Source organism: Pseudomonas sp. LD120 (genome assembly GCF_009861525.1).
Taxonomy (GTDB): domain Bacteria; phylum Pseudomonadota; class Gammaproteobacteria; order Pseudomonadales; family Pseudomonadaceae; genus Aquipseudomonas.
On record NZ_WVHL01000005.1, the window covers coordinates 2,183,746 to 2,207,280 of the forward strand.

Here is a 23,535-nt window from a genome sequence, read left to right on the forward strand (position 1 = left end):
CCTAGGCAATCAGGTGCTTGCCGGTACGGGTCGGTTGTTGGACGGGAGCTGAGCGATGAGAAGTCTTGCCTATATTGAAGACAACGGGGATGAGTTCCCAATCAACAACTTGGTGCGTTGCGGCCAAGCCGCATTTGAAACCGATATTCAACTCTCTGACACTGTTGGCAGTAAAGCGAAGCCGGCGAAGGTGCCAGTTGCCAGTAATACGATGTTCTTTCCCAAGGCGTTGCCGAAGAGAAAGTGATTTCAAGTTCTGCCAGCCTCGCGTTATGCGAGGCTTTTTATTGTTTGCACCTCATCAATAGCGTTATGCATCAAGGTTCAGGTGTTCATCCGACTATCTCGGCAGTTTGAAGGCAGGGCCCGGCCCTGCTGTCGGCGCGGTTGGCGCGAGGGCCCTAGGGAAACTCTGAAGAAGACATCCTGATTTAGGCAAAATACCCAGATTCCACCCGCCGAGTTTCCCGATGAAGCAAATGACTTTCGCCGATGCCGAGTACGCCGGCAAACGCAAGCAGACCCGTAAAGAGTTGTTCCTGATCGAGATGGATCGGGTGGTGCCGTGGAAGGGTTTGATTGCTCTGATCGAGCGGCACTACCCGAAGGGTGATGGTGGTCGTCCGGCCTATCCGCTGATGGCGATGCTACGTGTCCATCTGATGCAAAACTGGTTCGGCTACAGCGATCCAACGATGGAAGAAGCACTGTACGAGACTACGATTCTGCGCCAGTTTGCGGGGCTGAGCCTGGAGCGCATTCCCGACGAAACCACCATCCTCAACTTCCGTCGCCTGCTGGAAAAGTACGAACTGGCGGCAGGAATTCTGGGCGTGATCAATGGCTATCTGGGTGATCGCGGCCTGTCGTTGCGCCAGGGCACTATCGTCGATGCCACGCTGATTCATGCGCCGAGTTCGACCAAGAACCAGGACGGCAAACGCGACCCGAAAATGCACCAGGCCAAGAAAGGCAATCAATGGTACTTCGGCATGAAGGCCCATATCGGTGTGGATGACGAGTCGGGCCTGGTGCATAGCGTGGTGGGCACGGCGGCCAATGTGGCAGATGTCACGCAGGTCGATAAGCTGCTGCACGGCGACGAAAACGTAGTCTGTGCCGATGCCGGTTATACCGGAGTGGAAAAACGCCCCGAGCATGAAGGTCGCCAGGTCATCTGGCAGATTGCCGCCCGGCGCAGCACCTACCAGAAACTGGGCAAGCGCAGCGTCCTGTACAAAGCCAAGCGCAAGATCGAAAAAGCCAAGGCGCAGGTCAGAGCGAAGGTCGAGCACCCGTTCCGGGTGATCAAGCGCCAGTTCGGTTATGTGAAGGCACGTTTCCGTGGCCTGACCAAGAACACGGCACAGTTGGTGACGCTGTTTGCGCTGTCGAATCTGTGGATGGCTCGCCGACATTTACTGAGCCATGCAGGAGAGGTGCACCTGTAATGTGGGAAGTTGCCGCCGCGAGGTGCTCGCGGCGGCTAAAAAACAGGGATGGGTGAGTGATCTCAGCGTTTTGGATCGACTCGCCACTTTCAAAATCGGCGGTGGCCGAAATCAGTCAGAAACGCATGGCTACTTCAGACCATCCCTAGCTGCGTGGGTTGGTTGTCGCGGGCGACGCAAAGTCTGTGCGGCTTTGCAGTGGTCTAAGGTATCGAGTGTAGAGCGTGAAGTTGCTGGTGTGCTTTAAAGGATTGTTAAGGTGGGATTTTTCAGGCGGTGGTTTGTGTATTAATTTTTTTTGCTGCGTTTAAATAGCTGTATTAACTGGTTGTCGCCAGTGGGATGTAATAAATGAAGATTGTTCTTTTGTGTTTTTAGGATTTCTCTTATCTCAATTGGCTATAACTGGCGATATGTTCTTTATCCCGATTTAAACGGGGCTGCGCATCCAGCGATGATGCCTCTATATGAAACGCGATAAGGAAATAAACGTGAAAGCCATTTTCAAGCTCCTCGCACTCTCTACTCTCGTAGCCGCAGCTACTGGTTGCACCAGCTACAACATCAGCCAACCATCCGCTCCGATCGACAGTCAGGTCAAGACTGACCTGAAGGCGGATGTGGCGGTGGGCGAAGCAATTTCGGGTCAGTCGTCTGTGAACATCCTGTTCGGCTTTCTGCAGTTTGGTGGCGATAGCCAGTTTGCTGACGGTGTAGCGTACGGTGGTGCTGGTGGCGGCGGCCTGGGTGGCCTGGGGCTTGATCCGGTCAGTGCGGTCAAGTCGGCTGCTGCTTTCAAGGCTGTCAAATCGTCGGGCGCCGACATCATCGTTGCCCCGCGTTATGAAGTGAACGAAGAAAACTACTTCATCTTCAAGAAGGTCTCCGTAACGGTCAAAGGCAATAAAGGCAACATCCGCAGCATTCGTTAATTCCTGCTGCAAGAGAGTGTCTGAGGCAGCTATCGGATCAGCGCAGTGCAGTCCTCCACGGTGCTAGCTGTTGCTGATCTGGCCTGAGCATCTTCGGTGATGTGAGCTGAAGGTACACGGGGTTGATAGGTGGCCGGATCTGCTTGGTTTGCTCTCGTTGGTAGATGCTTTTCACATAATCTTCACATCTGCCTGAGTACTCTCGAACCATCCGTTAAAAGCAATACCCCTAGCCCGTTCCCCAGCGGGCTTTTTTTTGTGTGGGTTGGCCCAAGCTTCGCCATACTCAAGGCCCATCGATCCCGATGTTCAAGGAGACGATCATGCCTCGCCAGACACCCGACCAGACACCGCCCGCTCCCGAGGAGCCGAGCCTGATCAACGACCCTGGAAATGAAGACCCGGGCTCCTTGCTCGACGATGCACGAGTGCCCCTGCAAGAGGCGCCCGAAGACCACGAAAGCCCGCCCGAGGCTGCCGAATAGAGCCCGCGGAAACAGCCCCCAGCTCCCTCGGTTGCTCCTGACCCAAGCCCGCCGCTATGCTGCTGAATCCTTTAATTGGTGAATCGCCAACAAAGAACTGGCCGTACCTGAGCCGCTCCCTGGAATGTACTTTTGCTAACGGATCAGATGCGATGAATGCACAGTTGAACGATTTGGGGCCGATCAAGGCCGTCATTTTCGACATGGACGGCCTGCTCCTGGACACCGAGGGCATCTACACCGAGATCACCCAGTTGATCGCCGAACGCTACGGGCGCACCTACGATTGGACCATCAAGCAGAACATCATCGGCCGGGGCGCCGGCGACCTGGCCCGTTATGTGGTCCAGGCCCTGGACCTGCCCATCAGCGCCGAAGAGTTCCTGGTCATGCGCGAACCGCTGATGCGCGAGCGCTTTCCCCGCGCCGAGGCGATGCCCGGTGCCCAGCAGCTGGTACGGCATCTGAAGGCACACAGGATCCCCATCGCTGTCGGGACCAGTTCGTCGCAGATGTCCTTTGGCGAGAAAACCACCCGCCATGGCGACTGGTTCGCGCTGTTCGACACTATCGTCACCGCCGATGACCCGGAAGTGACGGCGGCCAAGCCGGCACCGGATATCTTCCTTACCGCAGCTCGCCGCCTGGGGGTGGCCCCCGCGGAGTGCCTGGTGTTCGAGGATTCGCCGTTCGGCGTCACCGCCGCCCGGGCCGCTGGCATGAGCGTGATTGCGGTGCCCGATCCGGCCATGGCCGATAGCAAGTTCGCCCATGCCGATGCGATCCTGCGATCGTTGAAGGCCTTTCAGCCCGCGGCGTGTGGCTTGCCCAGGCTGGACTGGCCAGCATAAAGCCGTGCCTGCCCAGGCCTGGAGCTCCTGGGCAGTTCTACCTTAATGGCTGCGTGCCGCAGACAGGTCGATTTCCAGGGCCATGATGCTCAGTCCCTCACTGATCCTGGAGGGGCCGAGGCGCCGGATATTGAACTTCCTCTTGATCAGCAGCCGGGCGATCGCACTTGGCGAAACCGTCAGTAGTTTGCGTGCCCCCAGGGACTTGGCGTACTCGAAGGCTTCAAGCAACAGCGACATCGAGTGGGATGAAGAATAGGCATTCAGAACATCGGTGTCCTTATCGAGGGATACAGCGGCGAACCTGGACAACTCCCAGACATGAGTTTGAGAGGGCGGCTGGGCTGAACCCAGCAGGTCGGGAAATACTTCCGATAATAGATAAGGGCGGGTTGTAGGTAGCAGGCGTGCGGTACCTACAATGGCACCTGTTTCATCTTTGGCAGCGAGATAAAGCGTGTCATCCCGGTCAAACTCGTCGAGTTCCAACTGGTCGGGGCAATCCAATGGCCAACCGAGCTTTTCGACAAATACCTTATAACGATAAGAAGCAATGTCCTGCTTAAGCTGCGAGCCTAATGCTTTACCATTTCCGGAAAAAATACGCATCATACATCCTCGGCGTTCAAGTCGAGCGTGATCGTAAATTAGTGAGTAAAGCCGGGTACCTACCATTATTGGTAGGTAGGTGGCTTTTTTTGCCGGGCAAAGGCCTGGCGGCATTAGTGCTGGTCGCCGGACAGAAGGTATGGGCAGCCGGCGCCAGCATGGCTCAGGAGCAGAAGAGTTCCTGAAGCTGAGGTGCAAAAGGGGAATGTAAAGGCAGAGAAAGTATACGGTTTGGGTTTGTTTTATTGTTTTCTATTAATGTTATTTAGATCAGTAGTCCTGTGAGGAAGGCTTGGACAACGGCGGCAGTTTTATTTGCTGCACTTAGTTTTAGAATGGAGTTCTTGATGTGAAAGTTTACTGTGTTTTCTGATATGGCCAGCAAGCAGGATATTTCAAATGAGGTCTTTCCGCTGCCGGTCCACTTTAGAACCTCTTTCTCACGGGATGTAAGCTTAACTTCGTAGGGGTTGGCAAGGCGCGTGCTGATCCGGTTTGAAAGTGTGATATGAGCGACACTTACCAGCCAGCGCATTTTAATTTCGTTGGCATCCAGTTCCTGGCGGGTGATGGGTTGTGAAGAGCGACTGAGTGATAACATGCTGGCTGCACCGGCGGCATTGGTGCTTGACTGCGACCATCCAACTTTAAGTCCAGCTGCCCGCGCTTCCTCCCAAAATACCGGTGCTTCGCGAAATACCGCGTCCTCCCAGATGATTGGTGTCTGGGATTGCCTTCCTTGTGCCACTATTGGATCAGTGGCCAGGTAGTTTTCAGTGTCGTAGCGCCTCTGCCATTGACGAGGATAGTTGTTGAACATCACGACTTTCTCCTCGGGAAAAATCACCTGTAGCCCGTAAGCACAGTACTCGAATTCAAGAGTTGTAGCCGCATCTTGAATTCGCTTGACTATTTGAGATTCGGAAAGTTTCAGGTCCGTTATCATCAGTAAGTCATCTTGCCAGCTTTTCATAAATACCCTCCTTGTATAGTCACCTTTCGTACTGCGGTGACATCGAGTTGCGTCGCGAATCTGACCAGTTCTACGATGGAAATCAAGTTTATAAATATGAAACATACGTAAATGTAAGTTTGGCGTCAGAAAAAAGATGTGGCAACGGGCGCTTGCCAGCAACTTATCCGATGGCGTCTTGCCGGAATAGAAAGAGTAAAGGCTTCGTCTCGCTGAGTACCTACCAATAGTGGTAGTTACAGATGAGCGGTAATGTCTCTAGATTGTTGAAGGACGGACGGGCTGAGCTGTTTGAACGCGCCGGCAGTCTAGATGAGCTCCACAGGGAATATAAAAATCAATGGAGAGAACTGCCCGTGCTTAAGAAGGTACTTGTCAATGTTGAGGCGACGCCATCGTGCCCAGCAGCATGCAGTATGTGCCCCCGCTCAGTGATCAAGGACTATGGTTTTATTTCGCTGGAGACCATGGACAAGATAGTGTCGCAGATAGACCCTTCCTATGTCTGGGAACTTGACTTGGCGGGCAGGGGGGAGCCGACCATTCATCCAGAGTTTCATGAGCTCTTGCGAATGATGCGCCGCTCCGGAGTCTTGACTGACGTGACCACAACGGCGGTCACTTTCAATCAGCGCAATATAGATGCCTGTGTACAAAACGTTGATGTCATCAGGCTGTCTGTCAGTTCTATTCAGAAAGAGGTTTTCGATAAGGTTCACATTGGCCTGAACCACGAGAAAATCTGGCGCAACATTGCCGCGTTGGCCGAGGCCGCGGCGGATAAAGTCATTGTCCATTTGACCGGCGGTCCGGCGATCTATAGCACATTGCCGGCAACTGTCGCACATTTGCGCAGCCTGGGTTTCAAGCGGATCTATCTGTTCCCGCTCTGGAACCGAGGTGGGGATATCAACGCCAAACTCGAAAGTGAATACCGTCAGAAACTCGTGCGCGAGTTGGGCTTGAACCTGTCTGAGAGTGAGTACAAAACAGGCATGGGCAAGGTCAAGTTCATGCTGAACGCTCTGTTGGGCACCCTTGAAAATCGAAACTTTTGTGCAATTGGCGATGGCAGCGTCAGTATCAGTTATACCGGCGAGATACTCGGTTGCTTCCAGGATTTCGGGCACGTATCAAATATTGGTCATATTGATAATGACAACCTGAAGAAGATTGTGAAAAGCAGGGTGAAGCAGTTGGGCAATATGGAGATTTGCCAGGGCTGTAATTCACGCAAGGCGGTTTTCAAGTTGCCAATGTTCTTGGTCAGCTAAATAATTTTCTGCACTGTTGTACAGGGATGACACGCCGTGAGTATGCAGGAAACCGATTTCTTATTGCTGAATTGTTGTAACTTACCGTGGCGTCCGATATATCCGTATGCCTTTGTTCAGATCAGTGAGATTGCTCGGCGATTCGATATCAGGGTCACACGTATTGATTTGTTGTACGTTGAGCATTGGTACGAGCATCTTAAAAGCGTGATAAAGACCCAGCGTCCGAAGATGATTGGTATACATCTGCGGCAAGGGGATTCTCTTGATCTTTCCAACTATGATGCCGTAGACGGTGAACCTGGGAACTACTTTAGAACCTATTACCCCGTTGAAGACAGCAGGCGCCTGATTCGCCTGGTGAGGGAGTTGACGGATGCGCCTATCATCATGGGTGGCTTTGGTTTCACCACTCATGCCAGAAAGTTGGCTAACTATCTGGAAATCGATCTTGGCTTGCAAGGCTGTCCAGATGGTTTCTTTCGCGCCTTCAACGACACACTTTCCGGGCGAAATCTGGGGGCTGTGCCTGGCCTGATTCACAAGAACGGGTCGGAGTACCTATACAACGATGTCGGTTTCTACAAACCAGCCGAAGTGACCGAGTACCGGCTGGATATCGTTAACGAGATCAAGGCCTTTTACGGTCCGGCATTACAGTCGAAAACGCCACCGACCATTGCCGTAGAAGTTTCACGCGGATGCCCGTTCCAGTGCTATTTCTGTGTCGAACCTGACGTCAAGGGCAAGCGGATTGACAAGCGTAATCTGGATGTGGTCGAAGCCGACCTGGAGTTTCTATTAAAAAACGATCTTTATGACTTCTGGTTTATCTGTTCTGAACTGAATATCGGTGGTGCTGGTTTCGCCCTGGAACTGGCCGAGCGGGTGATCAGGCTTAATGAGCGTTATAAGAAGCGTCAGATTAAATGGTCGGGATATTCGCTGCCTTCGCTGGGTCACGATGAGCTGAAGACAATGATGCGTGCCGGTTACACCGGAGCCATGAACGATATTCTTTCGTTGGACGAAGATAATCTGAAGCGGGCGAAGGTGCCGTACAAGAGAGAGCAAGCCGTTACCTTTCTCAAAAGCCTGTCTTCGATACGTGCGGAAATTCATGAAGAAAAAACGCGAAAGCTGGAAGAGCAGGCGAAGTTTACCGCCAGTGCGCCGATTGAATATTCCAATCTCATCTCGTTCTTTCTGGGGAACGCGCATGCGGACAGATACACCATCGCTCGTACGTTGGCGTTTCTGGAAGAAAGTGGACTGACAAACAAGTACGAGGCGGGGTATGTGATTCCCAGTACTCGGGTATTTGGCATCGGCCGGACTCAGGATTTTGTTGCGAGGGATACCACTTACTCCTTTGGTCGTGATGGTGTTATCGCCACGGATTCCAAGTGGCCGACCTTTCATTTTCCAGACTTTCTTGTCAGTGCCCTGGGAGATCGAGAACGGATATACAGTTTTTTCAACTACGTATCCAACACCCTGATGTGCCAGGCTCATCGCAAAGATAAGTCGTTCAGCCAGTTCATAGCGCTCTATCTGGAACAACATCTTGATGACTGCTCGGCGCATTGGACGGACTTGGCAAAGTTGCTGGGCCGGGATGCCCAGGCGCGACTCTTGCCCAGCGACATCAAGGCGTTGCTGAGTCGTGAGGCCGCTGATGACAGAGCATTGCAGGAAGATGTTTATCACGCTTGGCTGCTTGAATTGTTCGGGCGAAATTCAAGCAGTATTCAGCCGGTTATAGGGTTGTTCGGGAAACAGCACTTTTCCGGTGTAAAACTTGCATCCAGTGACTATGTGTTCACGCAGTTGTTTTATGCGCGTTTCTCCAATGCTGGAGAGTGGATTGAACTTGCAGAACACCTGGCACCTGATAGCAAAGGTTATGCCGCGTTGTTTATGCGGTATATCGAGTATGCAATAGGTCTTGTATTCAGACACGAATATAAGGATCTGTTATTTGAGCTTTGATCTGGCCTGGCAGGGAGCCTATGCGATGTTGGCAAATGCAGTTTCCAACCTTCGATTGATCGAGACATTGAGTGAAAAAGTTCCTGGCTGGGCACTACGTGGCCTGCAGGGACGCTATCACTGGCAACTTGAGTCTGGCGTTCATCTGGGCTGCATGGATGTTTCTGAAACACTGAGCTGGTCGTTTGCCGCGCAGGAATACCCACCACGCGCCACCATCGTGCTCAGTGATATGACTCTCCAGGCCTTGGCAAACAAGGTCGATGATCCGCTGACCCTGTTCAATACCGGGAAGTTGCTGATTAACGCAGACAGCGACCACTCCGTTATTGCCGTCGATGTAATGAAGTTGTTGAATTTTATCTTCAACAATGCCTTGGTCGACACTCAGCGCATTGCTCAACTGGAGATCCGCAGTACTCAAGGAAAGGATTTTCCGTTTTGCCAGGTGATCACTGATGAAAGGGATATCGAGCCTTATTTGCGTCGTGGTGAGCCGGTCATTGTGCGCAATGCGGCAGTTTCATGGCCGATCTTCTCGATGCCCGTCGGCCACATCGTGAATCGGGTAGGCAACCTGGACGTGAGTCTTCTTCTTGAGGAATACGATCTGGAACATGCTCAGCCACCGAAGTACCGGAAAACCTCGTTTGCCGAATATGTAGAGTCCCTGTATGCCGCGCAAGCGTCTGTCAGCGGTTATATGGCGGCCAATACCGTACCGCCTGCATTGGACGATACCTACTGTTTTCCGAGTGTCTTCGCGCGCGAGGTATTCAACACGCCAAGATGGTGGATAGGTCCGGCCAGTACCGGGCTGAGATTACACAGGGATATGGTGGATAACTTTCTGGTGCAATTGAAAGGGCGCAAGAAAATACGCCTTTATGCCCCCAGTGAAACGAGATTTCTCTACCCGGCCAGTGTCGGCGGGAACTTGATGTATGAGCCCAGTCGGGTTGATCCGGAAAACTATCAGGATGAGAAGTTTCCGGATTATCAGCAGTCGGTATCCACTGTTTGCGAATTGCGGCCTGGCGATATGTTGTATTTGCCGGCCGGTTGGTGGCACCACGTCCTGAATCTGGAAGTGTCCTGGTCACTTAACTTTTTTGCCGTAAATGGTGAGCCAAGAGTCTTGTCTGTTAATCGTGATAACTATGAGAGTGTCCAGCTATGAGTAATTTGAAAGACTTGAGGAAGGGCGATTTGCCGCAAGCAACGGAAGCGGCACTCTTGGTTCGTTCTGGCTTTGATGTGGTGCCGGGCAGCGATGATGTTTCTCCCGAGTTCAATGACCCTTCCTATATGTTGAAGGACCCCCTGGGCCTGACTACGCGGGCCTTGGAAAAGTACGGGAATATCGTTTACCTGCCGGGCATCAACGGTTATCTCATCGCCGATGCCCCCTTTATCGAAAGCATGCTGATTGGTGACGAGCGTTTTTTTTCCAAAAGCGCCGAGACCATGGAAAAGATCAGCCCGGCCATTGGCAATGGGCTGTCGACGTTGATCGGTGATGAATGGAAGCGTCAGCGCAAGATCGCCAATCCGTCTTTCAGCAAGCGCAGCGTCGACGCTTTCGGCAACGTATTTCACGAATGCATCAACGAGATGTTCGATGAGTGGGATGCTCGTTCCGAAGGTGTTCTTGATGCAACTCAGGAGATGAAAAAGCTCACCCTGCGGATTGTCATCAAGTGCCTGTTCTCCACGGACATTCTGCGTTTTTCCAGTGATGTCACCGCGGCCCTTGAGGTCTTGCAGGAGTATTCGCTGCTGAAGTTGTGGTCGCCGGCGACCATCAGCGCCGCCGATGAGCAGGCGTACGAGAACGCCAAGAAAAAAATCGACGCGATCATCTACACCATCATCCACGATCGTCGTCAGAACAAAGAGGTCCAGCATAATGACCTGTTATCGATGTACATGTCTGCGCTGTACGAAGACACCGGGGAAGGAATGACGGATATCCAACTCCGGCATGAGGTCATGAACCTGTTTCTGGCCGGCCATGAAACCACCGCCAATGGCGTGGCATTCGCCCTCTATCTGTTGGCGAACAACTCCCGGGAACAACAGAAGCTGCATGCGGAAGTCGAGGCTGAACTCGGCAATGCAATCTGCACCCTGGAAGATTTGAAGCGCCTTGATTACACCGACTGGGTATTCAAGGAGTCCCTCAGGCTCTACCCGTCTTCCTGGGGCATGAGCCGAGTGGTGCTGGAAGACTATCAGTACAAGAACTACCTGTTTCCCAAGGGGGCGGACTTCATCGTTGCCCAGTGGGGCCTGCATCGCAATCCGGAGTATTGGCAAGAGCCTTTGAAGTTTGACCCGGAACGCTTTGCACCGGAACGCATCAAGCAAGTGCACAAGTATGCCTACCTGCCGTTCGGCGCGGGCGCCCGAAAGTGCATCGGTATCCATCTGGCCGAGGGCGAGGGCAAGACGATTCTGGTGCGTATTGCGCAACGTTATGAGTTGCGCGCAGTGGATGGCAATGAACCGACATTGAAAGCCCGGTTGTTCATGACTTCCGAGCCGGGCGTGTGCCTAGAGTTTATCAAGCGCAACTAAGGTGTTTTATGCAGACCATTGCTTTTGCGGTGCCTTTACCCGGTGACAAGAAAGAACGTTTCCTGAAGTTTGCCCAGTTGATTCGCAATGAACGCAATGCCGATTTTCGCCGGTTTCTGGAGCGCCTCGATACGGTTGAGGAGAACTGGTTCCTGCAGCCTTTTGGCGAGATGGAGCTTTTTATCTGTTATTTGGCGGCGCCAGATTTGAATGCGGCATTCGCAAAATTGGCGAGCTCCCAGCATCCCTTTGACAAGTGGATAAAGCAGGAAAACAAGGAAATCTTTGGCATGGACTTCGAGTCCCCCAGTGATGACCCGATGCCTGAAGTACTGCTGCAGTGCAAAGTTGAACCCATTCATTCACAAAGTTGGTAATAAAGATGAGCCTAACCTTATTTCGTGAGAGCTATCTGGCTGCGGTCCGTACTAAGGACTACAAGTCTTTGGCATCTTTGTACGCGGCAGATGCTATTCGCAAGTCTCCCGGACAACCTGACCGCATTGGCGTGACGCAGATCCTCGAGCACTACCAGGAATGGCAGGGCACCTTCGCCGACATGCAACTGGCCGACCGCATCCTGTTTCTCAAGGACAATGTGCTCATCGCCGTGTGGGGCTGGAAGGGGCGGCACGCCCAGACCTACATGGGCGTTGAGCCAAGCAACAAGGAAGTTGGCCTGATCGCCGCCAGCCTGTTCTGGTTCGACAGCGATTTTCGCGTGACCAAGGAACACACCTACGAGGATCCCTACACCCTGCTGATCCAGCTCGGTGTGATCGATGACCAGGGGCGCAGCGTGCCGTCGCTGACCGAGCCGTGCGAGATCTACGACTGCAAGACGCTGAAGCCGCGCTTCGAGAACCTGGCCAAGATGCGCCACTACAACGAGCTGCTGCTGAGCAAGCAGCTGGAGCCGTGGCTCGACTGCATGAGCGACGACATCGAATGGGATGACCAGATGGTCCCCGGCCTGGCCGTGGGCAAGGAACATTCGCGGGACGACTTCGTGATGCTGGCCGAAGCCTTCCCCGATGCGTCCATCAACATGACCAACATGTGGTCGGTAGGGGACTTCGTGATTCACCAGGGGATCTTCACCGCGACGCACAAGGGGCCTCTCAAAGGCATTCCCGCGTCCAACCGGGTGGTCAACGTGGACAACATGGATATTGCCTACTTTGACGGCAATGTGATCCGCAAGGGCTGGACCTTCGGCAATACCCTGGACATGGGTTCGCAAATGGGGATGGGTAAATGACTGCGCACGGCATGAAGTTGATCGGCAACGAAAACAGCGCCTGCACCCGCAGTGTGCTGATGGTTCTGAAGGAAAAGAACACGCCGGCGGAGTTTGTCAGCATCGATCTGGGGACCGGTGCGCACAAGTCGGACGAGCATCTGAGTCTCAACCCGTTCGGCAAGGTTCCGGTGCTGATCCACGGTGACCTGACCCTTTACGAGTCGCAGGCCATCAACCGTTATCTGGAGGCGATCCTGCCCGGCACTTCGTTGATCCCGCAGAACCCGCAAGACATTGCGCGGATGGATCAGTGGCTGAGCGTGGACTCCAGCTACTTCACGCCCCAGGCCTATGCCCTGGTCTGGCAAAAGCTGTTCTTGCCCATGTACGGCGGGCAGACTGACCAGGCAGCGGTCAAGGAGGCCGAGGAGAAGCTGAACGCCATCTACGCCGCCATGGATCGCGCCATTGGCGAGGAGGGGCGGTTCCTGGTGGGCGACTCGCTGTCCCTGGCCGACCTGGCGTTTGTCCAGTACACCGATTACATCCTCAAGGCGCAGAGCGAAAGCATCGTCTTCAACTACGAGAACGTGCGCCGCTGGTGGTACGGCCTGACTCAGCGCGAGTCTTACAAAGACCCGCTCTCGGTCATTCTCTGAATCATGCATGGCGTGCCACGGCACGCCATGCCCACCCTCGGTAGCAGATAGCAACGCGGAGATTGTGCGATGAGCACTTCAGCCAGAAGTCGTCGTTCGGTAGTACTGTGGATGTATGAAAACGACAACGGTCATATTCCCAAGCAAATGCTTCGTGAGTTGCTTGAGGAAAAAGGCTTTGTGGTTTTTTCCGATTTCGACATGCGCCAATGCCATGTCATTTCCGGCAAGGTCTATACCGCCTGTGGGCGCTGTCTCAGTGAGTTCGATGCCCTGTTTCATATGAACGCCGATGAACAGTCGCCGTATCAGGCCGATATTCTTCGGGCGTTGCAGGACAGTGGTGTAGCGGTGGTGAACGAGTGTGTTTCATTCTTCAACTGCCGCGACAAGTTCAAGGCCAACCAGCTGTTGCGCATGCATGGAGTGAACGTACCCGACTCCGCATTGCTGGGTAGCCAGATTGATGCTGCGGTCATTCACCAACTCTTTGCGCGCTGGGGCAGCCTGGTCTACAAGCCCCGTTCGGGCCATGGGGCCGTGGGTGTCATGCGCTTTGTGGAGGCCGAACAGTTCATCGATTTCATCCAGGCGACGGCGCACTTTCTCGGTGATTACTACGTTGAGCAATACATCGAGTTTGGCGACTACGATTGTCGGGTCGAGATCTTCAACGGCGAGTTGATGGGTGGCTACAGCCGCAAGAAGAAACACAGCTTCAAGACCAACATTTGCGCCGGTGGTGAAATGACGCCGCGCATCCTGGGGGGCGAAGTTGAAGTGGCACTCAAGGCCGCCCAGGTGTTGGGAATCAATGGGACGATCGTCGACATGGTCCAGTCGACTGCCGACCGCCAGTTCTATGTCCTCGAGGTCAATCCCCTGCTGGGCATCTTCGTCGAATCGGCCATGCGTGCCGGCACCAAGATGCCCGATACCGAGCCTGACCAGCGTTACTCCTATGACCGACTGAAGCTGGACTCGATTGCCAGCTACCTCGATGCGCTGCCTGCGCGCCAGTCACTGACACCGACGCCATGAAACCTGAGCACTGCGCGCATGCGCGGTGCAGGTACCTATTCAGGGAATTGAATGATGCAGCCCGTTATTCTCATCAGCGCCGCACGCCAGCGGCTGGCTATCAATCACTCCGCTGCCTTGGCGATGAACGTACTCAATTGCAGTTTCACCGAGCTGTTGATCAGCCTGGGCTGTGTTCCGCTGATGGTGGTGCCGGGGATGCCCGTTGAGGCGTTGGAGCGCCTGTTCAGTATTGCCGATGGGCTGTTGCTGGGCTCCGGTCAGGACCTTTGTCCGAGCAGTTACGGTGAGGAGTGCGAGGTCAGCTATTCGGCGCAGGTCTCGGGAATCGGTGAGCCTTACAAGCGGCCGCTGATGCTCAGTCCCGACAAGGACCGTGACGCACTGGAGTTGGCCTTGTACCGGCAGGCCAGGTCCCGGCGGCTACCGATTCTCGGGGTCTGCCGGGGCCTGCAATTGATCAACGTTGCCGAAGGCGGCTCGCTGCATCAGGAGATCCCCGACCGAGGGGTCGAGCACGCGATCGACCCCGATGGCTGGATCAACTATCACCCGGTGGACGTCGATCCGCAGAGCCGGCTCTATCGGATAATCGACAAGCGCAGCTTCAGCGTTTCGTCGGTGCACCACCAGGCGATCAAGCACCTGGCGCCGGGCTTGAAAGCCTGCGCGATGGCCGCCGATGGGATGGTCGAGGCGGTGGAGCTGGCCAGTCACGAGCATTTCGTCCTGGGGCTGCAGGGGCATATAGAAAAGACCCTGATCAATCATCCCGAACACCTGCAGATATGGAAAACATTCGCCAGTGAGGCTGCCACAAGGAGTCGGCAACATGTCAATTGAACACTTCCAGGTTCCCCTTTATCAGCCCTTGATGAAGAGCCTCGACGCATTCTTCGAGGCGGGCGACTGCGCCGATATTCCGCTGTTGAGCAAGCAGGTAATCATTTCCGGGTTTCCTGGAAACTTCATGACCCAGGCGATGCGCGTCGGCATCGAGGGCGGCGATGTCGAGTTCGCCAATACCTCCGGGAGCAGCTCCCAGATTCTCCAGATCATTCGTTACAAGGGCTGGTGGGGGCGTGAGTTCAAGCGCGCCTATCAGCGGGTGGCGGACATGGTTGGCTATTCGATGGAGCACGACAGGAAAGCGGTACTGACGACGGCGGCCTGTTCCGCGGTGTCGTGCTTTCTTGACGACCCGGACTACCAGCAGCGCATCCACAATGGGGTGCTGAGCCTGAATACGCATCCGGACCCTACGCGCTGGACGCTCAGCGATATCCAGCGCATCGATGCCGAACTGCGGATGTTTGCGCCAAGACTTCTGGAGATAGATCCGACCTATCTCGCGATCTTCCTCAGCAAGCGTGCGCAGTACCGGATTGCCGAGCCTCTTTATATCCCTGACTACATCGCAGCCTCCTACGAGTACATGACCACCAATGTTCGCCGGCTGATCGAGAGCGCCTATGGTTTGCCGGTACTCAGCATGTATGGCTCGACGGAGTTGGGTGTGCTGTTCATGCAGAATCGCAGCGGCACTTTTGTCCGTTGTGGCCACGACACACTGGTCGAACTCAGGCCGTACCTGGCCCGGCGCAATCTGTTCGAGTTGATTGTCACGTCCTGGAAAAACCCGCTGATGCCTTTGTTGCGCTATGCCACCGGGGACCTTGTCGAAGTGCCGGAAGGCGAGTGGTCGAATAAGGTCTTCGGCACCGTGGATGACATTCCGTTGCTGAAGCTGCATGGCCGTATCAGGGACTGCCTGGTGGCCGATGATGGGGAGCTCAAGACCCTCGCCGATCTTGACGAGTTGTTTGCCGTTTCCGCGCCTTGGGTCCGGCAGTATCAACTGCAGGTGACCGAGCACAAGGTCACGCTGTTCTACGTTTCGGATGTCCAGGAACACGACGCCGCCCTGCCGGCCGTCGAGCGGTGCCTGCGTGGCTGGTTTGGCCATATGCGTAGTGTTGAATCAATGGCTGTTCCAAGCATTGCGCCGCAAGCCTCGGGAAAGTTTGCAATTATCAAATAGCGGGTTCGTGAAGAGTCGTCCCTCATTAAAAAAAGAGAGAATGTTATGCAAGCCTTGGATGTGAAATACATGGTGTTGCCGGATGCGCGCAGTGACTTTCCGTTCTTTCGGGATAATCAGCGGATCTACCTGGACAGTTCATCCACCTCGTTGAAACCCGCGTCGGTGATCAGCGCCATCACTGACTTTTACCTGCATGCCGGTAGCAATGTCGGGCGCTCCAATCATCAGTACGCTCAGTTGTCCACCCAACTGTTTGAGTCGTCGCGCAACAAGCTGGCCTGCTTTCTGGGGTGCAGCGCCGACGAAGTGATCTTTACCGCCAATTGCACGGACTCGATCAATCTGCTCGCCCACGCTTTGGCGTTGGGCAAGGGCGACCATGTAGTGGTTTCGCCCCTGGAGCACCATTCCAATCTCCTGCCCTGGTTATCCAGGTGTCGAGTCACGGTTGCCCGTCTGGATCAGAACGGTTGTATCGACCTGGATCATCTGGATTCGTTGCTTGCCGCCGACCCGGCCCGGCTGGTCGCGGTCTGCCATGCATCGAATGTCACCGGCAACGTGCAACCCGTCAGGCAAATCTGTCAGATCGCCCGGGCGCGGGGGGCGCTGAGCCTGCTGGATGCGGCGCAGACCGTTGGCCATATCCCGGTCAATGTCGGGCAGATCGATTGTGATTTTCTCGCCCTTTCCGGGCACAAGATGTTCGGCCCCTCGGGGATTGGCGCGCTGTACATGCGGCGTGATCTCCAGGCGTCGATGCACAGCTATCGCTATGGCGGCGGCATGGTCAACAAAGTGGAGCAGGGCGACGTCAGTTATCAATCCGGCCCTGGTCGGTTCGAGGCCGGCACGCCGAACATTGAAGGCGCCATCGGGCTGGGGGCGGCGGTCGACTATATCAACGGCCTGGGCGGGCAGTGGGTGCAAGACCACGATGAGGATCTGGAGCGCTATTTCCTGTCGCAGATTCAATCGGTGCGCAATATTGAAATCGCCTTCCCCGTCGGGCCACAGCACCTGCCGATTTTTCCTCTGGTTGCCGTCGGCAAGGTCGATATCGGCTTCGTCTCGCGGATTCTTTCCGATCGTTACGACATTGCGCTGAGTTCCGGATACCAGTGCAACCAGCCGCTCTACCGCAACAGTGGAATTAATGGCGCCTTGCGGGTCTCGATGCATCTTTACAACAGTCGTGAAGATATCGACACGTTGGTGATGGCACTCACTGATCTCCAGGATCTGCTGGCTTAGTAGGAGGGAATCAATATGGCCGCTGAATTGCTGGAAGTATTGGGCGCAAGCACCATCACCAAGGAAGATTGCATTGCCTATTTTCATCGGCATATAAAACGCCGGACTTCGGCATTGATCGGACTTGAGTACGAGTTGATCCTGATTGATAAGGCGACTTCCCTGAGTGTGCCGTTCTTTGGCTTGCGCAGCCTGTCGAGCATCTTCAAGGGCTTGCTGGCATATGGCTATTTGCCGGTTTATGACGATGGCTTGATTATCGGTTTGAGGCGCGGCGGCACGGTCATCAGCCTGGAGCCCGGTGGCCAGGTGGAGTTCTCTTCATCGGCGCTGCGTCTGGTGTCCGATGTTGTTATCGAACTTGAAGTGTTTCTGCGGGAACTGGATCAGGTCTGCCAGTGCCTGGCCATTTCGTTGCTGCCCATCGGTTATCGGCCTTACGGGGGCGTGGCGTCGGTGGCGACGGTGCCGCGCACTCGCTACTTGCACATGATGCCTATCCTGGAAAAGGTCTCGGGGGCTTCGGCCGGGCAGAAGATGACGGCCTCGATGCAGGTTTCCGTCGACTACTTCTCCGAGCGGCATGCGGGCAAGTTGTTGCAGTTGGGGGTTGCCTGTCAGCCTTACATCGTCGCGTTGTTCGCCAACTCCCCGTACTTTTCGGCGGCCACCAGCCGCTATAAAAGTCATCGGATGCATGCCTGGACCCAATTCGATCAGCAACGCTCCGGGATTCCCGAGTTCATGTTGCGCGCACACTTCAGCGCCCATACCTTTGAGCACTATGTTGACTGGGCCCTGGAGAAACCGCTGCTGTTCATTCAGCGTGAAGGGCAGTTGATCCACATGAACGACCTGAGTTTTCGCGACTACATGCGCCGGGGGGCGGCCTCGGGCGCTGCCACGCTTCAGGATTGGATCATGCACCTGGGTACCCTCTACCCTGAGGCCCGGCTGAAGAACATTGTCGAGTTTCGCTCGGCCGACACCTGTGCGCCTCACTTCGCCGCTTCACTCGCGGCCTTCTGGAAGGGCCTGGCCTATAGCGAAGAGGCTCTTGATGCCGCGTTGGACATGCTGGGCGGGCAGACTTCCGTCGAGTTGAATCGCAAGTATGCCCAGGCCGCGGAGTTCGGCATGGCCGGGGTCGATGGGGCGGGGAACTCGCTGGCCGAAGGGATTCGACGCCTGGTCGGGCTGGCCGCTCAGGGGTTGCAGTATCAGGGTGCATCCAAGCTCGAGAGTGGTTATCTGCAAGCGCTGAACGAGATGATCGCAACTGGGCAATCGGCAGCGGATCTAATGCTCAACAAGGGCGTGCCTATATGCTTGGGCGCAAACCCGAAAACAGCTTATTCGAACATTAAGTGCGTCTCCTAAAGCAATCTGCCGCGCGTTGCGAATGGTAGTCGACTGTAATATATTCCGCCCTCGTAAATGAGTGCGTGCGGCATTTTTCAGGAGTTGTTCATGAAGACGGAAAGTATCAGGAAGATAGAAGATAAATGGCTCGCTCGCTGGGAAAATGAAAAGCATTACTCCGTTGAACTAGATACTTCTCTGCCTAAATATTATTGCCTTGACATGTTTCCTTATCCTTCGGGTGCCGGTCTGCATGTTGGGCACCCGCGCGGATATATTGCGACTGACGTATATAGTCGTTTTAAACGAATGGCTGGTTTCAATGTTTTGCATCCCATGGGTTTCGACTCTTTCGGGTTACCCGCGGAACAGTATGCAATCGAAACCGGACAGCACCCAAGAGTGACCACTGACAAGAACATTGCCACGTTCAAGTCGCAGTTGAGAAAACTGGGTTTCTGTTATGACCCGGACCGCGAGATCAAGACTTCCGATGCTCAGTACTATCACTGGACGCAGTGGATATTTTCCCAACTGTTCGACAGTTGGTACTGCCTCGATACGCACCAAGCCCAGCCTGTCGATACCCTGATCCAGCGCTTTGAACAATCCGGCAACGCCGGGGTGAATGCTTGGTCCGATTCGCGGACCACAACCATCAGTGCGCAACAGTGGGCCGCTCTCTCGCCTTTGCAGCAGTCGGAGTTCCTGATGAACTACCGATTGGCGTACCGCGCCGACTCTTATGTGAACTGGTGCCCGGCCCTGGGCACGGTGCTGGCCAACGATGAAATCAAGGACGGTTTCTCCGAGCGTGGTGGCCATCCGGTTCAGAAAAAGATGATGAAGCAGTGGATGCTGCGCATTGGCGCGTATGCCGATCGCCTGCTGGAAGGGCTTGATCGTCTGGATTGGCCGGAAGCGTTGAAGGATATGCAGCGCAATTGGATCGGCAAATCCCAGGGCGCGGAAATTGATTTCCAGGTTCGTGATTCGCAGGTTTCGATCAAGGTTTTCACCACTCGCCCGGATACGCTTTACGGCGCGACGTTCCTGGTGCTGGCGCCTGAGCATGATGCCGTCGAGGCAATCACTTCAGCGTCGCTCAAGCCCGCAGTGGCCAATTACCGCGAAGAAGTGGCCTTGCGCTCCGAGCGCGAGCGGATGGCCAAGGCCGAGCGGATCACCGGCCAGTTCACCGGCGCCTACGCCGTCCACCCCTTGACCGGCGAAAACCTGCCGATCTGGATTGCCGACTACGTCCTGGCCGATTACGGCACGGGCGCCATCATGGCGGTCCCTTCCGGGGATCAGCGGGATTTCAACTTTGCCCAGGCCTTCGATCTGCCTGTGGTGCATATCTATGAGGGGGCGGAGCAGGCCGCCAAGCCATTCCTGATCAATGAAGGCCGCCTGATCAATTCCCAGCAAGCCAGTGGCATGCTGCGTGCCGAGGCTACTGAGTGGATCCTGCAGCGCCTGGTGGCGACCGGAACCGCCAAGCGCACCTTCAATTACCGTATCCGCGATGCGATTTTTGGCCGCCAGCGCTATTGGGGCGAGCCGATCCCGGTGTATTACGACGAGCAGGGCATTCCTCGTGTGGTGCCCGAGCAGGACCTGCCGGTGACCCTGCCCGATGTCGAGGCCTTCCTGCCGACCAGCGAGGGTGAGCCACCGTTGGAGCGGGCCCGTAGCTGGCGCTATGGCGGCTGCAAGTATGAAACCACCACCATGCCCGGTTGGGCCGGGTCGAGCTGGTACTTCCTCAGGTACATGGACCCGACCAACAGCCGTGAGCCCGTGTCGAAGGAGGCCCTGGCCTACTGGCAGGCCGTGGACCTGTATGTCGGCGGTTCCGAGCATGCCACCGGCCACCTGCTGTACTCGCGCTTCTGGACGCATTTCCTCAAGGATCGCGGTGTGCTGAGTTTTTCCGAGCCCTTCAAGCGGGTCTTGTGCCAGGGCATGATCCTTGGCGTCTCGGCGATCATCTATCGGGACAAGGCGACCCATGAATTCGTCTCCGCCGATCTCAAGGACGGGCGGGATGTGCAGCCGCTGTATGTCGATATCAGCATGGTGAATGACAAGAACCAGGTGGATATCGACGCCCTTCGCACATGGCGCCAGACCTACACCGAAGGCACCTTTGTCTGCTCCAAGGGCGTGTTCCTGTGTGATCGCCTGTCGGAAAAGATGTCCAAGTCCAAGTACAACGTGGTCAATCCCGATGACCTGATCGAGGTCTATGGGGCGGACACCTTCCGCCTGCATGAAATGTTCCTCGGGCCGATCGACCAGACCGCCATCTGGTCGACGCAATCCATCGACGGCCCGCACAAGTTCCTGCAGAAGGTCTGGCGTCTGTTTCTGGACGAGCAGGGCGCGGTGATCGTGGATGACCTTGAGCCCGGCGACGAGGAACTCAAGGCGGTGCACACGGCGATTGCCAAGGTAGGGCGTGCCACCGAGGACATGTCCTACAACACCGCGATTGCCGCTCTGATGATCTGCGTGAACCAGCTCAGCGTCTTGCAGTGCCATAAGCGTGGTGTGCTGGAGCTGTTGCTCAAGCTGTTGCACCCCTATGCGCCGTTCATTACTGAAGAACTGTGGTCCGAGGCCTTGGGGCACTCGCGGTCGATCCTCGATTGCGGTTATCCCGTCGCCGACGAACGTGTGCTGTATGAGGCGCAGTTCGAATGCCCGGTCTCCATCAATGGCAAGTTGCGGACCCGCATCATGCTGCAGCGGGGGATGACGGAAGAGGCAGTGAAGGCCCAGGTGCTGGAGGATGCAACGGTGCAACGCTGGCTGTCTGGCGGGCGCTTGCTGAAGTTCATCTTCGTCCCTGATCGGATCATCAACATCGTCTGCGCCGCGAACCCTGATTGATCCCGCGCACCTGTTGCACACCGGCCGGGCCGGGGCACAGAGCCCCGGCCCGGCTTTTTATGCGGGTCGGAATCAGGCGCCGAAACCGCCGTCGATGGTCAGGCTGGCGCCGGTGATGTAGCCCGCTTCCGGGCTGGCCAGGTAGGCGACGAAACCGGCGATTTCCTCGGCGTGGCCATAACGGCGGATGGCCATCAGGTCCAGCAGGCTGTCGGCGAAGTCACCGTCTGCCGGGTTCATGTCGGTGTCCACCGGGCCGGGCTGGACGTTGTTGATGGTGATGCCCCGCGGGCCCAGGTCCCGGGCCAGGCCCTTGGTCAGGCCCACCAGCGCGGCCTTGCTCATGGCGTAGGGGCCGCCGCCGGGGAAGGGCATGCGCTCGGCGTTGGTGCTGCCGATGTTGATGATGCGTGCGCCTTCGCCCATGTGCCGCGCCGCTTCCTGGGTGGCGATGAACACGCTGCGCACGTTGATCGCCAGGGTCCGGTCGAAATCCTCCAGCTTGAACTCATCCAGGGGCGCCATGGCCAGTACGCCGGCGTTGTTCACCAGAATGTCGAGGCGGCCAAAGGCCTGCACGGTGTCGTTCACGGCGCGGCGAATGGCCTCGGCGTCGGCGCTGTCGGCGTGGATTGCCAGGGCCTTGCCGCCGTTGGCCGTGACGCGCGCCTGCAGCGCCTGGGCCTTGCTCGTCGAACTGACGTAGGTAAAGGCGACGCTGGCGCCTTCGGCCGCCAGGCGCTCGACGATGGCCGCGCCGATACCGCGGGAACCGCCCTGGATCAGGGCCACTTTGCCACTCAGGTCATGTTTGCTCATATGCTTCTCCAGAAATTCAAGGCCGGGTTGCCTTGATCTGGGAGCGAGTATCGACCGCTGATTGGCCTCTGTGTAGCCGCTAATTCCTATACTCTGTATAAACCAAAAGTTTAGAGTGGTCGCTTATGGAAGCCTTCAGCAGTATCGAATGTTTTGTCCGCAGCGCTGAAGTCGGCAGTTTTGCCGAGGCGGCGCGACGCCTGGGATTGACCCCGGCCGCGGTGGGTAAAAGCGTGGCCAAGCTGGAGGCGCGGGTGGGCGTGCGTTTGTTCCAGCGCAGTACCCGGCGTTTGACCCTGACCGAGGCCGGACGCTTGTTCCTGGCAGAAGTCAGCGACAGCCTGCAGACCATCCAGAATGCCGTGAGCAGCTTGTCCACCGTCCAGGGGCGCCCGGCAGGCACGCTCAAGGTCAGCATGGGAACGGTATTTGGCTGTTTTTACATCGTGCCGATGCTCGCCAGCTTCCTGCAGCGTTACCCGGACATCCAGCCGGACTGGCATTTCGACAATCGCCAGGTGGACCTGATCGGCCAGGGCTTCGATGCCGCCATCGGTGGCGGTTTCGAGTTGCCACAAGGGGTGGTCGCCCGGCGCCTGGCACCGGCCCATCGGGTGCTGGTGGCCAGCCCGGCCTATCTCGCGGGGCGGGCGCCGATCCATGATCCGCAGGACCTGCAGCATTGCCGGGGGATCCTGATCCGCTCTCCGCAGACCGGCCGCATCCGTCCCTGGCAACTCAGCGGGCGCGGCGGTAGCGTGCGCCCGTTGGAGCTCAAGGCCAGCATGACCATGAGCGATTCCGAGGCGGCCTGCGTGGCGGCCGCCCAGGACCTGGGGTTGGCCCTGGTGAGCATGCCGTTTGCCGTCAACTACCTGCGTTCCGGCGCGCTGCAACGGGTCTTGCCGGATTGGTACGTCGACGACGGCTTCACCTCGATCTACTACGCCGAGCACAAGATGCTCCCGGGCAAGACCCGGGCCTTTGTCGACTTCGTCATCGAGCAGTTCGCCGAACAGGGCCTGGCGCAAACCTTCAGCGCCCTGTAGCAACCGGCTCGCCGGCGAA

General features: G+C 56.1%; 22 protein-coding genes. 19 read left to right on the plus strand and 3 right to left on the minus strand.

All coding sequences use genetic code 11. The features are described from left to right. Window positions 1-55: 55 nt before the first annotated feature. The 5 genes from PLD_RS24370 (at window position 56) to PLD_RS24390 (ending at window position 3,719) form a co-directional block, all read left to right on the plus strand. Window positions 56-247, plus strand: a complete 192-nt coding sequence (locus PLD_RS24370; protein ID WP_159897274.1) for a hypothetical protein — start codon at window positions 56-58, stop codon at window positions 245-247. A gap of 223 nt (window positions 248-470) precedes the next feature. Continuing rightward, on the plus strand, window positions 471-1,451 hold the full coding sequence (locus tag PLD_RS24375; protein WP_159897275.1) for an IS5 family transposase: 981 nt from the start codon (window positions 471-473) through the stop codon (window positions 1,449-1,451). Window positions 1,452-1,942: 491 nt separating this feature from the next. Next, entirely contained in the window at window positions 1,943-2,383 is a 441-nt protein-coding gene (locus tag PLD_RS24380) for a hypothetical protein (RefSeq protein ID WP_159897276.1), read from the plus strand. A 323-nt stretch (window positions 2,384-2,706) separates the two neighbouring features. Further along, window positions 2,707-2,868 carry a hypothetical protein gene (locus tag PLD_RS24385; protein WP_178116206.1) on the plus strand — a complete coding sequence of 54 codons (162 nt, stop codon included), beginning with the start codon at window positions 2,707-2,709 and terminating at the stop codon, window positions 2,866-2,868. Window positions 2,869-3,020: 152 nt separating this feature from the next. Continuing rightward, window positions 3,021-3,719, plus strand: coding sequence for an HAD-IA family hydrolase (locus PLD_RS24390; protein ID WP_159897278.1), 699 nt, complete (start codon window positions 3,021-3,023; stop codon window positions 3,717-3,719). 42 nt (window positions 3,720-3,761) lie between these two features. On the opposite strand, the gene PLD_RS24395 is transcribed toward PLD_RS24390, so the two are convergent. Together PLD_RS24395 and PLD_RS24400 are read right to left on the minus strand one after the other, a co-directional pair. Beyond that, window positions 3,762-4,328, minus strand: a complete 567-nt coding sequence (locus PLD_RS24395; protein WP_159897279.1) for an acyl-homoserine-lactone synthase — start codon at window positions 4,326-4,328, stop codon at window positions 3,762-3,764. Window positions 4,329-4,593: 265 nt separating this feature from the next. After that, on the minus strand, window positions 4,594-5,301 hold the full coding sequence (locus tag PLD_RS24400; protein WP_159897280.1) for an autoinducer binding domain-containing protein: 708 nt from the start codon (window positions 5,299-5,301) through the stop codon (window positions 4,594-4,596). 242 nt (window positions 5,302-5,543) lie between these two features. Between PLD_RS24400 and PLD_RS24405 the strand changes: the two genes are divergently transcribed. The 13 genes from PLD_RS24405 to leuS all read left to right on the plus strand — a co-directional run bounded on the left by PLD_RS24405 (window position 5,544) and on the right by leuS (window position 21,648). After that, the gene (locus PLD_RS24405) at window positions 5,544-6,575 is read left to right on the plus strand and encodes a radical SAM protein (RefSeq protein ID WP_159897281.1); all 1,032 of its coding nucleotides are present in this window, start codon (window positions 5,544-5,546) and stop codon (window positions 6,573-6,575) included. Between the two features lie 36 nt (window positions 6,576-6,611). Beyond that, complete coding sequence (locus PLD_RS24410) at window positions 6,612-8,567, plus strand: radical SAM protein (protein ID WP_159897282.1); 1,956 nt, start codon at window positions 6,612-6,614, stop codon at window positions 8,565-8,567. After that, entirely contained in the window at window positions 8,557-9,747 is a 1,191-nt protein-coding gene (locus tag PLD_RS24415) for a cupin-like domain-containing protein (RefSeq protein ID WP_159897283.1), read from the plus strand. The genes PLD_RS24410 and PLD_RS24415 overlap by 11 nt, the downstream gene beginning before the upstream one ends. A 29-nt stretch (window positions 9,748-9,776) precedes the next feature. Further along, the gene (locus PLD_RS24420; RefSeq protein ID WP_159897284.1) at window positions 9,777-11,147 is read left to right on the plus strand and encodes a cytochrome P450; all 1,371 of its coding nucleotides are present in this window, start codon (window positions 9,777-9,779) and stop codon (window positions 11,145-11,147) included. An 8-nt stretch (window positions 11,148-11,155) separates the two neighbouring features. After that, window positions 11,156-11,524, plus strand: coding sequence for a hypothetical protein (locus tag PLD_RS24425; RefSeq protein WP_159897285.1), 369 nt, complete (start codon window positions 11,156-11,158; stop codon window positions 11,522-11,524). A 5-nt stretch (window positions 11,525-11,529) separates the two neighbouring features. After that, entirely contained in the window at window positions 11,530-12,408 is an 879-nt protein-coding gene (locus tag PLD_RS24430; protein WP_159897286.1) for an ester cyclase, read from the plus strand. Beyond that, window positions 12,405-13,049 (plus strand): glutathione S-transferase family protein, encoded by a 645-nt coding sequence (locus PLD_RS24435; RefSeq protein WP_159897287.1) that lies wholly within the window; start codon window positions 12,405-12,407, stop codon window positions 13,047-13,049. The genes PLD_RS24430 and PLD_RS24435 overlap by 4 nt, the downstream gene beginning before the upstream one ends. A gap of 69 nt (window positions 13,050-13,118) precedes the next feature. Further along, the gene (locus PLD_RS24440) at window positions 13,119-14,090 is read left to right on the plus strand and encodes a RimK family alpha-L-glutamate ligase (protein ID WP_218575866.1); all 972 of its coding nucleotides are present in this window, start codon (window positions 13,119-13,121) and stop codon (window positions 14,088-14,090) included. A 51-nt stretch (window positions 14,091-14,141) separates the two neighbouring features. Next, window positions 14,142-14,933 (plus strand): gamma-glutamyl-gamma-aminobutyrate hydrolase family protein, encoded by a 792-nt coding sequence (locus PLD_RS24445; RefSeq protein ID WP_159897288.1) that lies wholly within the window; start codon window positions 14,142-14,144, stop codon window positions 14,931-14,933. After that, window positions 14,923-16,131 (plus strand): hypothetical protein, encoded by a 1,209-nt coding sequence (locus tag PLD_RS24450; protein WP_159897289.1) that lies wholly within the window; start codon window positions 14,923-14,925, stop codon window positions 16,129-16,131. The genes PLD_RS24445 and PLD_RS24450 overlap by 11 nt, the downstream gene beginning before the upstream one ends. 45 nt (window positions 16,132-16,176) lie before the next feature. Continuing rightward, on the plus strand, window positions 16,177-17,388 hold the full coding sequence (locus PLD_RS24455) for an aminotransferase class V-fold PLP-dependent enzyme (RefSeq protein ID WP_159897290.1): 1,212 nt from the start codon (window positions 16,177-16,179) through the stop codon (window positions 17,386-17,388). 15 nt (window positions 17,389-17,403) lie between these two features. Beyond that, window positions 17,404-18,768 (plus strand): glutamate-cysteine ligase family protein, encoded by a 1,365-nt coding sequence (locus tag PLD_RS24460; protein ID WP_159897291.1) that lies wholly within the window; start codon window positions 17,404-17,406, stop codon window positions 18,766-18,768. 90 nt (window positions 18,769-18,858) lie between these two features. Then, complete coding sequence (gene leuS, locus PLD_RS24465; RefSeq protein ID WP_159897292.1) at window positions 18,859-21,648, plus strand: leucine--tRNA ligase; 2,790 nt, start codon at window positions 18,859-18,861, stop codon at window positions 21,646-21,648. A gap of 72 nt (window positions 21,649-21,720) precedes the next feature. On the opposite strand, the gene PLD_RS24470 is transcribed toward leuS, so the two are convergent. Then, window positions 21,721-22,467, minus strand: a complete 747-nt coding sequence (locus tag PLD_RS24470; protein ID WP_159897293.1) for a 3-oxoacyl-ACP reductase family protein — start codon at window positions 22,465-22,467, stop codon at window positions 21,721-21,723. Between the two features lie 125 nt (window positions 22,468-22,592). Here PLD_RS24470 and PLD_RS24475 point away from each other — a divergent pair, with 125 nt between their 5' ends. After that, the gene (locus tag PLD_RS24475; RefSeq protein ID WP_159897294.1) at window positions 22,593-23,516 is read left to right on the plus strand and encodes a LysR family transcriptional regulator; all 924 of its coding nucleotides are present in this window, start codon (window positions 22,593-22,595) and stop codon (window positions 23,514-23,516) included. The last annotated feature ends 19 nt before the right edge of the window (window positions 23,517-23,535 follow it).

Coding starts and splice junctions, on each gene's coding strand:
- PLD_RS24370 (WP_159897274.1), top strand. CDS start 56: ATGAGAAGTCTTGCCTATATTGAAGACAACGGGGATGAGTTCCCAATC.
- PLD_RS24375 (WP_159897275.1), top strand. CDS start 471: ATGAAGCAAATGACTTTCGCCGATGCCGAGTACGCCGGCAAACGCAAG.
- PLD_RS24385 (WP_178116206.1), top strand. CDS start 2,707: ATGCCTCGCCAGACACCCGACCAGACACCGCCCGCTCCCGAGGAGCCG.
- PLD_RS24390 (WP_159897278.1), top strand. CDS start 3,021: ATGAATGCACAGTTGAACGATTTGGGGCCGATCAAGGCCGTCATTTTC.
- PLD_RS24395 (WP_159897279.1), bottom strand. CDS start 4,328: ATGCGTATTTTTTCCGGAAATGGTAAAGCATTAGGCTCGCAGCTTAAG.
- PLD_RS24400 (WP_159897280.1), bottom strand. CDS start 5,301: ATGAAAAGCTGGCAAGATGACTTACTGATGATAACGGACCTGAAACTT.
- PLD_RS24405 (WP_159897281.1), top strand. CDS start 5,544: ATGAGCGGTAATGTCTCTAGATTGTTGAAGGACGGACGGGCTGAGCTG.
- PLD_RS24425 (WP_159897285.1), top strand. CDS start 11,156: ATGCAGACCATTGCTTTTGCGGTGCCTTTACCCGGTGACAAGAAAGAA.
- PLD_RS24430 (WP_159897286.1), top strand. CDS start 11,530: ATGAGCCTAACCTTATTTCGTGAGAGCTATCTGGCTGCGGTCCGTACT.
- PLD_RS24435 (WP_159897287.1), top strand. CDS start 12,405: ATGACTGCGCACGGCATGAAGTTGATCGGCAACGAAAACAGCGCCTGC.
- PLD_RS24440 (WP_218575866.1), top strand. CDS start 13,119: ATGAGCACTTCAGCCAGAAGTCGTCGTTCGGTAGTACTGTGGATGTAT.
- PLD_RS24445 (WP_159897288.1), top strand. CDS start 14,142: ATGATGCAGCCCGTTATTCTCATCAGCGCCGCACGCCAGCGGCTGGCT.
- PLD_RS24450 (WP_159897289.1), top strand. CDS start 14,923: ATGTCAATTGAACACTTCCAGGTTCCCCTTTATCAGCCCTTGATGAAG.
- PLD_RS24455 (WP_159897290.1), top strand. CDS start 16,177: ATGCAAGCCTTGGATGTGAAATACATGGTGTTGCCGGATGCGCGCAGT.
- PLD_RS24460 (WP_159897291.1), top strand. CDS start 17,404: ATGGCCGCTGAATTGCTGGAAGTATTGGGCGCAAGCACCATCACCAAG.
- leuS (WP_159897292.1), top strand. CDS start 18,859: ATGAAGACGGAAAGTATCAGGAAGATAGAAGATAAATGGCTCGCTCGC.
- PLD_RS24470 (WP_159897293.1), bottom strand. CDS start 22,467: ATGAGCAAACATGACCTGAGTGGCAAAGTGGCCCTGATCCAGGGCGGT.
- PLD_RS24475 (WP_159897294.1), top strand. CDS start 22,593: ATGGAAGCCTTCAGCAGTATCGAATGTTTTGTCCGCAGCGCTGAAGTC.